Below are 14,818 nucleotides of genomic sequence, written 5' to 3' on the forward strand. Positions count from 1 at the left end.
ATCATCGCCTCTGATACTTCGGTCGTAAAGTCGTTCACGGCCATCTCCTTCCGGATCAGACCGGACCCTCACACACCGTTTTTCTTACAGTCCCAAACCGTGGGCAGTCCCATCAGTTGTAGGCGTTGTGGTGAGCGATCGATGATCGTATGGATCGTCAAGGGGTCTCATGGGGTGGTTTTGTTGTGTAGGTGGGTTGTTGTGCGGCGTAGTTCTCTCGTGCGACGTACCGTTTGAGGCTGCGGATGATTTCAGGTGTGGGTGGCTTTGCTGGGCGCGTCGGTCGGTGTAGGCGCGGGTGTGTGCGTGATAGCGCAGGCGGCCGAGGACGACGATGTGGAAAGCGTTGTTGGCGACGTTATCACCGCCGCGACTGAGTCGGTGACGGTGGGTTCGGTCGCTGCTGGCTGGGATAGGAGCGGCTTTGCAAAGGTGCGCGAACGCAGCATTGTGCGGACGTCGGTGGAGCACATTTCGCCATGCTGCCGTGTCGTCAGGTATCAAAATTGCAACCGCGGTTACCCGGTCCCATGATCGCGTTCAACGGCGCTTTGCCGAGCGCGCCAGTTCGGGTATTAGGAGGTGAAGCCCTCGGTGCCGCGTGGCGCGCCTACCGACCCGCGGATGATTATCGGCATCGGCACGAGGTGACGCCCCTCTCCTCCGCCTAGCAGCAGATCGACCGCGTGGCGTCCCATTTCCTCGTACGGAATCTGAGCCGTGGTCAGACCGGGTCGGAGGTATGACGCGATTTCGTCGTCATCGAACGATACGACCGACATGTCATTCGGGATCCGCCAGCCCGCCTCCTGCAGGGCCTGATAGGCCCCGAATGCGAGACGGTCGTTGGAGCAGATGATGCCAGTGGGAACTTCCGGCCCGTTCAGCATTTTTTGCATGGCCTCGTAACCACCGACGGGCTCCCAGGGTTCGACTGGGACGCGCTCGAGGAAGTTTATTCCGACCTCCGCGAGGGCTGCGTCGAGCCCGGCGAATCGTGCGCCGACCGTGACCGACACTCTCGGATCGGTCGCGGCTGAGTGCGAGTCACCGATGAGCGTAATGCGGCGATGACCGGCGTCCAAGAGCTGGCGAGCGATCGCTCGTCCAGCGCTCTCCTCGTCGGGGAGGATCGAAGGTTCGCCGGTCGGACTGGAGGCGTTCAGCAGCACTACGCGGACGCCACTTGCGATCGCGGGAACGTCGATTTCTTTCGCCCCCATCAACCCGACGATGATCCCGTCGGCGCGGCGGGCCAGCATCGCGTCGAGTGCTGGAGCGGTTTTTTGCGGATCGCGGCCTGTTTCGGCGATGAGCACGGTGTGCTCCCGCTGCTCGGCGGTGTCCAGTACGCCGCGGATCATCGCGGACGCGAAGCGGGTCACGGTGACCTCGTCCGAGAGGAAGCCGATCGTGCGCGTCTTACCCAGACGTAGGCTCTGAGCCGCAGGATCCGGGCGGTACCCGAGCTCCGCGGCAGCGGCCTGTACGCGCAGAACGGCGTCCGCCGACAGTCGGGAGCCCGGCCGATTGTTCAAAATCAGGCTGACTGAGGTCTTAGAGAGGCCGGTGCGCTCGGCGACATCGGCGAGGGTTACACGACGTGACGATCCCATGAACTTCCTCTCGTCCTCAGCATCCGCACTCCCATCCTAGGAACGGCCTTGAAGGATACTTTCACAAGGAATGCTAAACCAATTCAGCAAAATGCTTGGCGGGGGCTCGCCGAGCGTGTTACCGTCTTCTTGCTAAATCAATTTAGCAGCCCTAGTTCAAAGGAGAACAAAGTGAAAAACTCCCCCTTGCGCGTCATGACGGCCTCCGTCGCTCTCGCCGCCCTGACTCTCGGTCTCGGCGCCTGCGCCCCGCGCCCCGGTGGCACCGATAGTGCGAACGGCGAGATCACGCTCTGGACGCACAACGCCGGCAATGACGCCGAGCTCGATGCGATCCAAGGCATTGTCGATGACTACAACGCCAGCCAGGACGCAACCACGATCAAGGTCCAGGCCTTCCCGCAGGACTCATACAACGACTCCGTCATCGCTGCTGCCGCCGCCGGCAAGCTGCCCTGCATCGTCGACATCGACGGCCCGAACGTCCCGAACTGGGCCTGGGCGGAATACCTCACCCCGCTCGATCTGCCCGGCGTCGACCTCGACTCGTTCCTCCCCTCGGTCAAAGGCGTCTGGGACGACGAGCTCTACTCCATCGGCTACTACGACGTCGCCCTGACAATGCTCTCGCGCACCTCGATCCTCGAGGAGAACGGGATCCGCATCCCCACCATCGACGAGCCCTGGACAAAGGACGAGTTCAACGCCGCCCTCGCGACCCTCAAGGCGACCGGTCAGTGGGACTACCCGCTCGACCTCGGAACCGCAGGGACCGGCGAATGGCTGCCCTACGCTTACTCCCCGTTCCTCCAGTCCGCTGGGGGCGACCTGATCGACCGGACCGACTTCCAGAGCGCGGAGGGCGTGCTGAACGGCCCGGAGGCAATCGAGTGGGCCCAGTGGTTCCAGAGCCTGGTTGACAACGGCTACATCGCGAAGAAGAGCGGCGAGGACGCCACCCTTGACTTCCAGAACGGCAAGTCCGCCATCACCTACTCCGGCAGTTGGGCCTACGCCGCGGCGAAGGAGACCTTCGGCGAGGACTTCGTCGCCCTGCCCACCGTCGACCTCGGCGCCGGCCCCAAGATCGGCGGAGGCTCCTGGCAGTGGGGCGTGACCACCGGCTGCTCCGACACCGAGGCCGCTATGGACTACCTGGCCTTCTCGCTCCAGCCCGAGAACATCGCGGCCGTCGCCGAGGCGACGGGCACCATTCCTGCGTCGAACGAAGCCGCCCAGCTGGTCAAGGGCTACGAGGAGGGCGGCAAACTCGCTTCCCTGCGCGAATACTCCGAGAAGTTCGCGGTACTCCGTCCCGAGACGCCGGCCTATCCCTTCATCGCGACCGAGTTCGGCGCTGCGGTCTCCGACATCCTCGACGGGGCCGACGCTCAGTCGACCCTCGACGCGGCGGTGGAGGCAATCGACCAGAACATCGCCTCCAACGACGGCTACTCGCAGAAGTGATGATGAGCACCGAGTTGATCGGGAGCATGTCATGACTTCCAACACCGCGTCCTCCGTGGCGCCGCTCGAGCCGGTCGCCGTCGCAGCGCTGACGTCGCGGGGACCGCGCCCGCAACGGACCACCAACCGCAACTCCCGTGCTGAGCAGCGCGTGGGTCTGGCCATGGTCGCCCCGGCGCTCATCCTCCTCGTCCTGTTCGTCCTGATCCCCGCCGGGCTCGCCTTCGGCCTGGCGTTCACCAACGCACGGCTGATCTCGCCCAACCCGGCGTCCTTCAGCGGAGCGGACAACTTCGTCCGCCTCTTCCAGGACGCTGCGTTCGGCCGGGCACTGCTGAACGTCGGCTACTTCGGGATCGTCGTCGTTCCGCTTCAGGCGGGCCTCGCCCTCGTGATGGCCATGCTCATCAACACCCGAGTGCGCGGCACGACGTTCTTCCGCACGATCTACTTCCTTCCGGTCGTCACCTCGATGGTCGTCGTGTCGCTCCTTTGGAGCTTCATGTACCAGCAGGACGGGCTACTCAACACGCTGCTCTCAAACCTCACCTTCGGTCTCGTTCAGGGCCCCGACTGGCTGGGCAATCCCGCGACATCGATGCCGTCGATCATCCTGATGTCGGTCTGGCAGGGCGTGGGCTTCCACATGATCATCTGGCTCTCGGGCCTGCAGACGATCTCGCAGGAGCTCTACGAAGCAGGCGACATCGACGGCACGAGCGCCTGGCAGCGCTTCCGCTACATCACCTGGCCGGGCCTGCGCGCGACGCGCAGCCTCATCCTCGTCACCATCACCATCTCTGCGCTGAGCCTCTTCACCCAGGTAAGCGTCATGACGCAGGGCGGGCCGCTCGACTCCACCACCACCGTCGTCTACCAGGCCGTCGAGCGCGGGTTCCGGCAGCAGGAGACGGGCTACGCCTCCGCGATCTCACTGGTGTTCTTCGCAATCGTGCTCGTCATCTCGGGCGTCCAACGCTTCCTGACCAGAGAGAAGGCATGACCATGGCCCTCAAAACCGCCGTCCGAGCGCGTCGTCGGACCAGTGCCTCTCCCTCCCCGTTCGGCCGTCCCCGCGTGGGCTGGTACGGCTGGCTCGCCCGCATCGCACTCGTGATCGTCTTCGCGTTCCCGCTGCTGTTCATGCTGGTCTCCTCCCTCAAGCCCGACCAGCAAATCTTCGGTGACCTGGGCTCGCTCGCGGCGTTCCTACCCATCGGCAACGTGTCGTTCGACAACTACACGGCGGTCTTCGACCGGGTGCCGGCAGCGCGATTCCTGGTCAACTCCATCGGAATCTCGGCCGTCACGGTCATCCTCGGAGTGATCATCAACAGCCTCGCCGCGTTCGCTCTCTCGCGGATGCAGATCCCGTTCAAGCGCGCGATCCTCACCCTGATCATCGCGACGCTCATCATCCCCTTCGAGACCCTCGCGCTGCCGCTGGTGTGGTGGGTCAACCAGCTGCCGAACTTCGGCGTCGACAGCCTCGGCTTCTATATGACGAAGGGCTGGCTCGACTCCTACCAGGTCCAGATCGTGCCGTTCATCGTGAACGCCTTTTCGATCTACCTGTTCCACCAGTACTTCGAGTCGATCCCGAAAGAGCTCGACGAAGCGGCGCGGATGGACGGCGCCGGCTGGTTCACCATCTACCGCAAGATCGTCATGCCGCTCTCCGGTCCGGCCGTCGCGACGGTCGCGATCCTGACCTTCCTCCCAGCGTGGAACTCCTACCTCTGGCCGCTGATGGTAATCCAGACGGAGGAGCTGCGGCCCGTGATGCTCGGCGTGCAGTACTTCTCGCAGCTGAACACCTCCTGGGGTCAGATCATGGCCTACTGCTCGATGATCACCCTTCCCGTCGTCGCGCTCTTCGTGGCCTTCCAGCGCTCCTTCGTCAATTCGATCGCCTCGACAGGAGTCAAGGGATGACCTCGACCGCCCTCTCCACCCGGCCCGCGGTGCACTTCGCCCCCAAGCGCAACTGGATGAATGACCCCAACGGCCTTATCCACCACGGCGGCCGATATCACCTGTACTTCCAGCACAACCCCTACGACGGCGACTGGGGCCATATGAGCTGGGGTCACGCCTCGAGCTCCGACCTGCTCGAGTGGACCGAGCATCCCATCGCCCTGCTCCACGACGAAAACGAGGCGGTGTTCTCGGGATCGATCGTCTTCGATGCCCAGAACAGCTCGAAGCTTGGGACCACTGAACGACCTCCGCTCATCGCCCTCTACACCTCTGCCCGGCAGGGAAGCCAGGCGCAGGCGCTAGCGTCAAGCACCGACGGCGGCGAGACCTGGGTCAAGCGCGGAATAGTGCTCGATCGAGGCACGACCGACTTCCGCGATCCGAAGGTATTCCGCTACCTCGACCACTGGATCCTCATCGCTGTCGAGGCGCTCGATCGCCAGGTGCACCTCTTCCGCTCGGACGACCTGCAGAACTGGAGCCCGCTGTCGGTGTTCGGTCCGGCGGGCGCCCCCCAGGGCATCTGGGAGTGCCCCGACCTCTTCCCGATTGACGGCCGCTGGGTTCTCGTGCTCTCCATGAATCCGGGCAACCCGGCCGGCGGCTCAGGCATGCAGTACTTCATCGGCGACTTCGACGGCACCACGTTCACGGCCACGTCCTGGGACTGGCTGGATAGGGGCCGCGACTTCTACGCCGCGGTCACGGTGTCAGACGCCCCGGCACCGGTGCTTATCGGTTGGATGAGCAACTGGGACTACGCCCACGCTATCCCGTCGTCGCCCTGGCGAGGCTCAGCAACACTGCCTCGCCGGCTCGAGCTGCGCGGCGAACGTCTCGTGCAGCGTCCTGCCGTGAACCTGGCGAAGGCGCCTCACTACTCGGCAGGTCCGCTCGCATTATCCGAGGTCGCCGTCCCTCTGCCCGAGGACGCCCACGGGCGAGCAGCACGGATCAAACTCGTGGCGCGGCCAGGACGAGGAGTCGTGGAGCTGGTGCTGCGTGCCTCCCCTGACGGCTCGGTCGGTACGACAGTGCGCCTCGTCACCGGAGAGGTGTCCCTTGACCGCCGACGCTCGGGAAATATCGGCTTCTCGGAGACGTTCGCCTCGGTGTCAAAGGCGCCGCTTGCCCCCGGCGAGACGGTCGAGATCGACGTGTGGATCGACGTTTCCTCGGTTGAGGTCTTCGCCGAGGCCGGAGCGGTCACCATCACCGAGCAAATCTTCCCCGCTGATGAGAACACCACCGTGCTCCTTCGGTCGACCGAGGACGCAGTGGTGCAGTCGGTGGAGGTCACAGTCATCGAGCGCTGAGGAAGCGCACATCCGCAGACCTGCGCATCAATGACGAACCCGCCCACGTCTCCCACCGCTACGACACGGCATAAGTTGCCGAACGCTCGGGAGTCGTGGTGACATCGCGCGTCGTCATATGGGCAGGCGGGCAAACGATGACAAAACGGGGCGCGCCAATTTGCGACGTCCGAAAAACAGCCAACCATCGCCGCCATTCACAGGTTTCGGACGTCATCTAAACGGTTCGTGACCCAGGTTCTGACGCCATAGCGACGTGTACTCCACATGGGCGCCACTACATCACGCCTTCAGGTGAAGGGCCATGAAGCGCTGCAGAAACCACGCCATTCACCGTTGCGATTCACAATATGGGATTTTCGATGGCAGTCAGCCTCGAAAATAGTGGAGCGGTGGAGGACCCTCCAACGGTCACCTCCGGCGACTGGCAATGTCTACGCCCGGGGCATCGCGGCATTTTAAGGATGCCTAGAGGCTGGCGCCGTCAGGGGTTGGTTTTTTTCCTTTGTCCTCAACGTGCCGCATCGTCCCAGTTCAGAGTTCGACGAGGATCCCATCTCGGTCGCAGTAGATCAACGCGTCAGTCCGGAAGGTAACTCCGCCGAAGTTGACGTCGATGTCCTGCTCGCCGGATCCGTTCTTGGAGCTTTTGCGGGGGTTGCTTCCGAGGGCTTTGATGCCGATGGGGATTTCCGCGAGCTCAGTCCGGTCCCGTACGGCGCCATTGAGGATGATTCCTGCCCAGTTGTTGGCGTGTGCGGTGTGGGCCATCATTCCGCCCATGAGTTCGCAGGCGAGTGAGCCTCCGCCGTCGACGACGAGCACGGCTCCGTCTCCTGGTGTTGCGATGAGGGCTTTGAGGACTGAGTTGTCCTCGAAACACCGCACTGTACGAACGGGCCCATGGAAGTGGTGTTCGCCGCCCAGGGACTCGAATTGGGTGGTGACGGACTGGAACGCTTCGCCGCGTTCGTCGTAGATGTCGGCTGTGAAGATAGGCATAGGAATCTCGGATCTGTTGTAGCGGACCGCGTCAGGAAGGCAGCACGCGGTTGAGGATGGTGGGGATGACGCCGCCGTTGCGCAGCAGCCTCACTTCGAGGTCGGTATCGATTGCGGCGCGGGCGGTGAAGTCCAGGACATTGCCGGCGCGCTGGTGAAGTCGGACGGAAATGTCCGCCTGGGGCAGGATGTGGCGGGCGTCGGCGTCGATGTGCAGCTCATCCCCCGGCTCCAGAATTTGAAGGACCGCATAGGCCTCGTTCGGAATGATCAGGGGGAGAATGCCCATCCCGATGAGGTTGGAGCGGTGGATGCGTTCGAAGCCGGTAGCCAGGACGGCGCGGACGCCAAGCAGGCGCTGGGCTTTTGCCGCCCAGTCGCGGGAGGATCCCATGCCGTACCGGTCGCCGGCGACGACGACCACGGACTCTGCTGCTGCCGCGTACTGTTGGGCTACGTCCCAGATGGGCATGATCTGCCCGCTTGGTGCGTGGATCGTGTGTGCGGTGGGGGCGTTCGGGGCGAGGTAATTGTGCAGGGATTTATTGTGGAAGGCACCTCTAACCATGACTTCCCAGTTGCCCCTGCGGGAAGCAAAGACATTGAGGTCATCGCGCTGCTCTCCTCGTTCGACGAGGAAGTCGGCCACTGCGCTGTCCGCGGGGATCGCGCTGGCCGGGGAGATGTGGTCGGTCGTGATGTCATCACCGAGCACCAGCAGCGGGTGCGCCCGGTAACTGCCCAGCAGAGTGCCCTGGGAAGGAGAGGCGAAGGGCGGCCGGCGCAGAATGGTGGAGGACTCCTCCCACGGGTACAGGTCGCTGGTGGGCGCCTCGATCTCCGCCCAGAGCTTGTTCTGGGTCGCGGCACGGAAATCCCGCGCGTAGTCAGCCGGGTCGATCGCCGAGGCGAGCAGACGTTCGACGTCGGCGGCATCCGGCCACAGATCCTTCAAATAAATCGGCACTCCGGCGGCTGTCACCTGGACGGGTTCGGTGGTGAGGTCACGTCGGGCGTCCCCCGCTAGGGCGTAGGCGATGACCATGGGTGGGGACATGAGGAAGCCGAGGTCAAGGTCGGGGTGGACCCGGCCGGGAAAATTACGGTTGCCGGAGAGTACCGCGACCGGTGCGGCGTACCCACTGGTGAGGGCGTCGCCCATGGTGCGGGTCAGCGGACCGGAGTTGCCGATGCAGGTCGCGCACCCAAAGCCGACGATGTCGAAACCGACGGATGAGAGGTCTTCGATGAGACCCGCGCGTTGGAGGTAGCTGGCCGCGGCGGGAGAGCCGGGAGCCAGCGAGGTCTTGACCCACTCCGGGACGACGAGCCCCAGCTCGCGTGCCCTGCGGGCGAGCAGGCCTGCGGCGATGAGCAGGGCCGGATCGGAGGTGTTGGTGCAGCTGGTGATGGAGGCGATGGCGACCGGGAAGTCCGGCAACGCGGACTCGGTGGCGAAGCGGGGCGCCGGTTCCTGTCCGAGTGCCGCCGGGATCTGGTCAAGGGCCAGGAGGTCCTGGGGTCGGCGGGGGCCGGCCGCGTACGTGGTGAGGCCCGCCAGGTCGATGTCGAGGGTACGCGTGTACTCCGGCGCCGCGGCAGGATCGAACCAGAGCCCTGTCTGCTTGGCGTACGTTTCGACGAGGTCGATGTGGGCGGCTTCCCGCCCGGTAGACCGCAGGTAGGTCAGGGTGTGGTGATCGATCGGGAAGTAGCCGGTCGTCGCCCCGTACTCGGGAGCCATGTTCGCGATGACCGCTCGTTGCCCGATGGTGAGGGTACTGACGCCGGGCCCGTAGAACTCGACGAACTCGCCCGTGACTCCCATGGCCCGCAGTTCGTGGGTGATGGTTAGTGCCAGGTCGGTGGCGAGGACCCCTGTCGGCAGGGAGCCGGTGAGCCGGACGCCGACGACGTCGGGGATGCGCATGGTGGTCGGCATGCCGAACATGACGGTCTGCGCCTCGAGCCCTCCGACGCCCCACCCGAGGACTCCGAGGCCGTTGATCATGGGCGTGTGGCTGTCGGTGCCGATCATGATGTCGGGGACCGCCCAGAGCACACCGTCGCGCTCCTCCGTGGTCACCACGGTCGCGAGCTGCTCGAGGTTGATGGTGTGCATGATGCCCGTGCCGGGCGGGTTGATGTACACCCCGTCCATCGACGCGGCCGCCCACTTCAGGAACCGGTAGCGCTCTTTGTTGCGCCTGATCTCGTGGCGGATATTGCGCACCGGAGCATCGAGGCGCCCGTATTCCTCGACCGCGAGGGAATGATCAACGGAAACCTGCACGGGAAGCAGGGGGCTGAGTAACCGGGGGTCACCACCGGCTTCGGCGACTGCATCGCGCATCGCCGCGATATCCACCAGGGCCGGTGTGCTGGTCGTGTCATGCATCAGGACCCGGCCCGGCAGGACATCGATCTCCGCTTCGCTGCTGCGCTCACCCAACCAGGCGCGCAGGGCGGCCAGGGCGCGCTCCCGCTCCGAACCCTGCATCGTCCGGCCGATGTTCTCAAGCAGCAGGCGTAGGACAATCGGCATGCGCTGCAGATCACCACCGGCCAGGGCAGTCAGGTCACTGACCTGGAAGTCGGTCCCCCGCCAGTGCAGCACGGCATGGGTGGAACTCGCTTGGGTCGCCGTCACGGGCACTCCTCATCCATAGAACAGATTATAGGTTATAACCTGTAGTTGTTCTTTACAATGGATACAGGTACACACCATCGAACGGTAGGAGCGTGGGCGATGTCGCTGACGGCAGGGGTCTTCACGAAGAACGATTACGCCTATGCCGAGGTGCGCTCCCGCATCCTGACCGGGGAGTTGGAGCCCGGGTCGGTGATCAGCCAGGCCCGGCTTGCGGATGAACTGGGTGTGAGCACGACCCCATTGCGCGAAGCGATCAGGCGCCTGGCTGCGGAGGGCATGATTCTACTGGAGGCCCATCGTGATGCCCGGGTGACGACGGTCTCGGCGCATGAGGCTAAACACCTCTACGAGGTTAGGGAAAGCGTCGATCCCCTGGCTGCACGTCTTGCCGCCGAACGTCGGACGGACGAGGATATCTCTCACATGTCGCGCGCCCTGGATGCGCTGACTCCCCTGCGAGGTGCCGCTACCCTCGATTCGTTGATGGCTCACAGGGAGTTTCACCGCTCGATCTACCGGGCCTCCGGCAACCCGATCCTCATCGATATGCTCGAGAAGCTGTGGGACAAGGCTGACAGGTACCGACTGATCGGCCTGCGCACCACCTCCGACTCGGCTGACGACAACGCCCGGGTCAGCGCCGAGCATCAGGCACTGCTCGACGCGGTCAAAGCGCAGGACGCGGACCGCGCACAGCAGACCATGCGGGACCACATCACCCACAGTCTGGGACGGCGTGCCATCACTGCGCTCGAGGAACCAGCCGTTTCCTGATTCTGGCCCCGACGGGAGCCTCTGACGGCGGCCCTGGCTGCAGCCTTGATCGAGACCTGGGCCGCTGTGCTGGACATCACAGCGTTACAGGTTATAACCTATAGCCTGTTGCCGGGATGAACGTGATGTCCGGGTGAGACCTTCCAGTGCTGCAAGGAGTTAGTTATGGCTCATACTCCAGAACCGAATGGGCGCCGGCGGCGCAAGCCGGGCGTCCTTGGGATTGTTGGGGCCGTTGTCGGTCTGTCGATTGTCGGTGCTGCCGTCACCGATGCTGCGACCAGTGGTACCGGTAATGATGCCCGTGCCCGTCTGACCTTGATTGCGCCTGCGGGAGCCGGCGGTGGGTGGGACTCTGCTGCCCGTGAGCTGCAGCAGTCCATGCGCGCCCAGGGCATTGTGAACAACCCGCAGGTCGTCAATATCCCCGGAGCCGGTGGCACCATCGGTCTCACCCAGGTCGCCGATATGGATGCAGAGGCATCCACGCTGATGGTCATGGGCATCACCATGCTCGGGGCCATCGCCATCAACGGATCGGAAACCGACCTCGGTGACGTCGTACCGATTGCCCGGCTCGCTGACGACTACGACGTCGTCGTCGTCCCGGCCGATTCCCCCATTCAGACGATGGACGATCTCATCGCCGCATGGAAAGAGGATCCCTCGACCTTCGCGTTCGGTGGCGGGTCGCTGGGCAGCGTCGATCAGATGATCATCAGCCAGCTCGCCCTCGAAAGCGGCATCGACCCCACCGACGTCAACTACATCGCCTACTCCGGCGGTGCGGAACTCGCCACGTCCCTCCTGTCGGGCACTATCAAAGCCTCGGTCAGCGGTAACACCGACTTCGCACCCCAGGTCGAGTCCGGGTCCCTGCGGGCACTGGCCGTTTCCGCCCCTGAACCGGTCGACAGCATCGATCTGCCCACCCTGAAGGAACTCGGGTACGACGTGACCTTGACCAACTGGCGAGGCATCGTTGCCCCTCCCGGCATCACCGAGGAGCAGAAGGACGAGTTGGAAACCATCGTGACCGAAACCATCGACACCCCCGAATGGCGAAGCGCGATCGAACGCAACCAATGGACGGACACGTTCATGGTCGGTGACGAATTCCGGCAGAGTCTGGAAACCGAAACGGAATTCGTCAACGGCATCTGGGCAGAACTCGGTTACTAACCGCCCCTGCCCGCACCCGTTGCCTGCCTACGTCTCTTCCCCCGCCCTCGTCACTTTCCTGTCCACGCCATCTTCCTGTTCAAGCCATCTTCCTGTTCAAGCCAAGGAGCAGACTCATGACTATTCTCGCGGGCTACGCCCACACACCCGAAGGCGAAGCCGCCCTCGATCACGCCATCGCCCTGGCGCAGAAGGACGGACTGGAACTCACGGTCTTCGACCTCGACAGCACCACATCCGACGCCGACCGCAAGTTCACTCCACCGACCGAATCTGCACCTGCCCGCAAACTCGTTGAAAGCGGGATCTTCCATCGTTGGCTGGCGCGTAGTGAGCGCAGCGATGATGCACCGGATGAACTGCTCGATTCAGCCCAGGAACACGCAGCCAGCCTCATCGTCATCGGCATCCGCAGCCGATCCCGGGTCGGCAAGTTCTTCCTCGGCTCCAACGCGCAACGCATCATCCTCGGCTCCCACGTTCCCGTCCTCGCCGTGAAGGCAGCCCACCATGAGTCCTAGAACAAGTCCTGAAACAACTGCTGGAACGACGTCCCCTCCACGAGGATCCACCGGGCCGGGCGTACAGGCATCACCCCAGGGTTTCCTTGCCGGACGTAGCGAACTGGTCCTCGCCGGCCTGGTCGCCGCCATCGGTGTGTACCTCACCGTCGGCATCATCACCATGAACGTGCCAGAAGGCGCCAATGCGCCGGGCCCGCAGTTCTTCCCCGGGATCATCGCCGCAGCCGCGTTCGTCCTGGCCCTCCTGCTCGCCGTACAGGCGCTGCGCCACCCCGAACCGCCCGTCGCCATCACCTCCGCCACAGCAGAGGACGCAGGTCAGCAATACAAAATGCACAGCGACTGGAAGTCGCTCGGCATCGTCCTGGCCGCGTTCCTCGGATTTTGCTTCATCCTTGAACCCCTGGGCTGGATCCTGTCCGCCGCCGCCATGTTCTGGGCCATGTCCTACGCTCTCGGCAGCCGCAAACGCTTCTTCGACCCCGCCCTGGCTCTGGTCTTCGCGTCCTTCATTCAGGTCGCTTTCTCCGCCGGCCTCGGCCTGGCCCTGCCCGCGGGCATCCTGGAAGGAATTTTCTGATGGATTCACTGAACCTTCTCCTCGAGGGCTTCTCCCAAGCCCTCACCCCCATGAATCTGCTCTGGGTGTTCGTCGGAGCCCTGCTCGGCACCGCCGTCGGCGTCCTGCCAGGCCTCGGATCCGCCATGGCCGTCGCGCTCCTGCTGCCGGTCACCTTCAGCCTCGACCCCGTCGGCGCATTCATTATGTTCGCCGGCGTCTACTTCGGCGGATTGTTCGGCGATTCCACCATGGGCATCCTGATGAACACCCCCGGCGGTGGAACCGCCATCGCCACCACCTTCGAAGGCCACCGCATGGCCAAGGACGGCCGCGCCCCCCAAGCGCTGGCCACTGCCGCGATCGGCGCTTTCATCGGCGGCATCATCGCCACCACCATTGTGGTGTTCTTCGCCCCACGCCTGGCCGAACTCGCCGTACTCTTCGGGCCCGGCGAGTACTTCGCCCTGGCCATCTTCGCCTTCGTCGCCACCGCCTCCGTTGTCTCCGACTCCGTCACCAAAGGTTTGTCCGCTCTCGTCATCGGCCTCGCCCTGGCGGTCATCGGCATCGACGGCATCTCCGGGGCCGGACGTTTCACCCTCGGCATACCCGAACTCTTCGACGGCGTCAGCATCATCGTCATCACCGTCGGCATCCTCGCCCTCGGCGAGGTCTTCCACGTCGCCTCACGCATCCACCGCGACCCCGTCCTCACCGCGGTCAGCATCTCCCAGCGCCCCTACCTCTCAAAGGCGGAGTTCAAGGAAGCACTGCCAGCCTGGCTGCGCGGAACCGCCTTCGGGGTACCCTTCGGCGTCATCCCCGTCGGAGGCGCAGAAGTACCCACCTTCATGGCCTACGGCACCGAACGAAGCCTCGACCGCAGACGCCGCATCCCCCAGTTCGGCAGAGGAGCCATCCGAGGCGTCGCCGGCCCCGAAGCAGCAGGAAACGCCACCTCCGGCACAGCCATGGGAGCCCTCCTCGCCCTGGGCCTGCCGACGTCGGCCACCGCGGCCATCATGCTCGCAGCGTTCCAGCAATACGGTCTCCAACCGGGGCCGCTACTCTTCGAACGCAGCCCCGATCTGGTCTGGGCGCTGCTGGCCAGCCTCTTCGTCGGCCTGGTGATGCTCCTGATCCTGAACCTGCCCTTCGCCCCCCTGTGGGCGAAACTCATCCTTGTCCCCAAGCCCTATCTTTACGCCGGGATCTCCGTGTTCTGCGCCCTCGGCGTCTACGCCACCTCGGCCGCCGTTTCGGATCTGCTTCTGGTCTTCGGCATCGGCTTCGTCGGATTCCTGCTCCGCCGCTACGGCTTTCCGCTGGCACCGGTCATGATCGGGGTCGTCCTCGGCCCACTGGCCGAGACCAGCCTGCGCAACGCCTTGATGTCCACCGGCGGGGACGCCAGCGTCCTGATCTCCAGCGGGATCTCTCTCACCCTGTACTGCGTACTACTGCTCGTCGTGATCTACGGCATCACACGCAAGATCCGTGCCAGGAAGATGCAGGACATCTAACCCCACAACATGCCGGGTCTACCACTCGGCGCCACGACCTTTACAGCACCGACGCTGTACACCTCGACACCGGGACCACCCTGAAAACCGTAGCGCGGCAGGGTGGTCCCGGCTTCACGTAGCCCTCCCACCGGGTGAGCTACATCACCAGCACCCGAAAAGCGTGAAGGAACCAATCGTTGCGCAAGAAGGTCTCGGCGCAGCCCGAAAAGTTCCTTC

General features: G+C 64.2%; 13 protein-coding genes. 9 read left to right on the forward strand and 4 right to left on the reverse strand.

Going from position 1 to position 14,818, the window contains the following annotated elements; translation table 11 throughout:
• Positions 1-84 precede the first annotated feature (84 nt).
• Positions 85-504, reverse strand: coding sequence for a transposase (locus tag IWX75_RS17890; protein ID WP_442858993.1), 420 nt, complete (start codon positions 502-504; stop codon positions 85-87).
• Positions 505-575: 71 nt separating this feature from the next.
• Positions 576-1,616, reverse strand: a complete 1,041-nt coding sequence (locus IWX75_RS15410; RefSeq protein ID WP_196823143.1) for a LacI family DNA-binding transcriptional regulator — start codon at positions 1,614-1,616, stop codon at positions 576-578.
• 171 nt (positions 1,617-1,787) lie between these two features.
• On the opposite strand from IWX75_RS15410, the gene IWX75_RS15415 reads away from it, so the two are divergent.
• The 4 genes from IWX75_RS15415 (at position 1,788) to IWX75_RS15430 (ending at position 6,379) form a co-directional block, all read left to right on the forward strand.
• Positions 1,788-3,083 (forward strand): sugar ABC transporter substrate-binding protein, encoded by a 1,296-nt coding sequence (locus IWX75_RS15415; protein WP_334684393.1) that lies wholly within the window; start codon positions 1,788-1,790, stop codon positions 3,081-3,083.
• A gap of 31 nt (positions 3,084-3,114) precedes the next feature.
• Complete coding sequence (locus IWX75_RS15420) at positions 3,115-4,086, forward strand: carbohydrate ABC transporter permease (protein ID WP_334684394.1); 972 nt, start codon at positions 3,115-3,117, stop codon at positions 4,084-4,086.
• Positions 4,087-4,226: 140 nt separating this feature from the next.
• Entirely contained in the window at positions 4,227-5,018 is a 792-nt protein-coding gene (locus IWX75_RS15425; protein ID WP_334684402.1) for a carbohydrate ABC transporter permease, read from the forward strand.
• Positions 5,015-6,379, forward strand: a complete 1,365-nt coding sequence (locus tag IWX75_RS15430; RefSeq protein WP_196823145.1) for a glycoside hydrolase family 32 protein — start codon at positions 5,015-5,017, stop codon at positions 6,377-6,379. Before IWX75_RS15425 ends, IWX75_RS15430 begins: the two co-directional genes overlap by 4 nt.
• Positions 6,380-6,913: 534 nt before the next feature.
• Here IWX75_RS15430 and rraA read toward each other — a convergent pair.
• Both rraA and acnA read right to left on the reverse strand, forming a co-directional pair.
• Entirely contained in the window at positions 6,914-7,381 is a 468-nt protein-coding gene (gene rraA / locus IWX75_RS15435; RefSeq protein ID WP_196823146.1) for a ribonuclease E activity regulator RraA, read from the reverse strand.
• Between the two features lie 31 nt (positions 7,382-7,412).
• On the reverse strand, positions 7,413-10,031 hold the full coding sequence (gene acnA, locus IWX75_RS15440; protein WP_334684395.1) for an aconitate hydratase AcnA: 2,619 nt from the start codon (positions 10,029-10,031) through the stop codon (positions 7,413-7,415).
• Positions 10,032-10,088: 57 nt separating this feature from the next.
• On the opposite strand from acnA, the gene IWX75_RS15445 reads away from it, so the two are divergent.
• The 5 genes from IWX75_RS15445 to IWX75_RS15465 all read left to right on the forward strand — a co-directional run bounded on the left by IWX75_RS15445 (position 10,089) and on the right by IWX75_RS15465 (position 14,599).
• Positions 10,089-10,808, forward strand: a complete 720-nt coding sequence (locus tag IWX75_RS15445) for a GntR family transcriptional regulator (protein ID WP_334684396.1) — start codon at positions 10,089-10,091, stop codon at positions 10,806-10,808.
• A 165-nt stretch (positions 10,809-10,973) separates the two neighbouring features.
• Positions 10,974-11,990 (forward strand): tripartite tricarboxylate transporter substrate binding protein, encoded by a 1,017-nt coding sequence (locus tag IWX75_RS15450; RefSeq protein ID WP_196823148.1) that lies wholly within the window; start codon positions 10,974-10,976, stop codon positions 11,988-11,990.
• A 116-nt stretch (positions 11,991-12,106) separates the two neighbouring features.
• Positions 12,107-12,511, forward strand: coding sequence for a universal stress protein (locus IWX75_RS15455; RefSeq protein WP_196823149.1), 405 nt, complete (start codon positions 12,107-12,109; stop codon positions 12,509-12,511).
• Positions 12,501-13,094: a tripartite tricarboxylate transporter TctB family protein gene (locus tag IWX75_RS15460; protein WP_196823150.1), complete on the forward strand. Its 594-nt coding sequence runs from the start codon at positions 12,501-12,503 to the stop codon at positions 13,092-13,094. The genes IWX75_RS15455 and IWX75_RS15460 overlap by 11 nt, the downstream gene beginning before the upstream one ends.
• Complete coding sequence (locus IWX75_RS15465) at positions 13,094-14,599, forward strand: tripartite tricarboxylate transporter permease (protein WP_196823151.1); 1,506 nt, start codon at positions 13,094-13,096, stop codon at positions 14,597-14,599. Before IWX75_RS15460 ends, IWX75_RS15465 begins: the two co-directional genes overlap by 1 nt.
• Positions 14,600-14,818: the final 219 nt, after the last annotated feature.

The sequence above is a fragment of the Arthrobacter sp. CAN_A6 genome (assembly GCF_015751715.1).
GTDB lineage: Bacteria > Actinomycetota > Actinomycetes > Actinomycetales > Micrococcaceae > Arthrobacter_D.

Coding starts and splice junctions, on each gene's coding strand:
- IWX75_RS15410 (WP_196823143.1), bottom strand. CDS start 1,616: ATGGGATCGTCACGTCGTGTAACCCTCGCCGATGTCGCCGAGCGCACC.
- IWX75_RS15420 (WP_334684394.1), top strand. CDS start 3,115: ATGACTTCCAACACCGCGTCCTCCGTGGCGCCGCTCGAGCCGGTCGCC.
- IWX75_RS15425 (WP_334684402.1), top strand. CDS start 4,227: ATGCTGGTCTCCTCCCTCAAGCCCGACCAGCAAATCTTCGGTGACCTG.
- IWX75_RS15430 (WP_196823145.1), top strand. CDS start 5,015: ATGACCTCGACCGCCCTCTCCACCCGGCCCGCGGTGCACTTCGCCCCC.
- rraA (WP_196823146.1), bottom strand. CDS start 7,381: ATGCCTATCTTCACAGCCGACATCTACGACGAACGCGGCGAAGCGTTC.
- IWX75_RS15445 (WP_334684396.1), top strand. CDS start 10,089: ATGGATACAGGTACACACCATCGAACGGTAGGAGCGTGGGCGATGTCG.
- IWX75_RS15450 (WP_196823148.1), top strand. CDS start 10,974: ATGGCTCATACTCCAGAACCGAATGGGCGCCGGCGGCGCAAGCCGGGC.
- IWX75_RS15455 (WP_196823149.1), top strand. CDS start 12,107: ATGACTATTCTCGCGGGCTACGCCCACACACCCGAAGGCGAAGCCGCC.
- IWX75_RS15460 (WP_196823150.1), top strand. CDS start 12,501: ATGAGTCCTAGAACAAGTCCTGAAACAACTGCTGGAACGACGTCCCCT.
- IWX75_RS15465 (WP_196823151.1), top strand. CDS start 13,094: ATGGATTCACTGAACCTTCTCCTCGAGGGCTTCTCCCAAGCCCTCACC.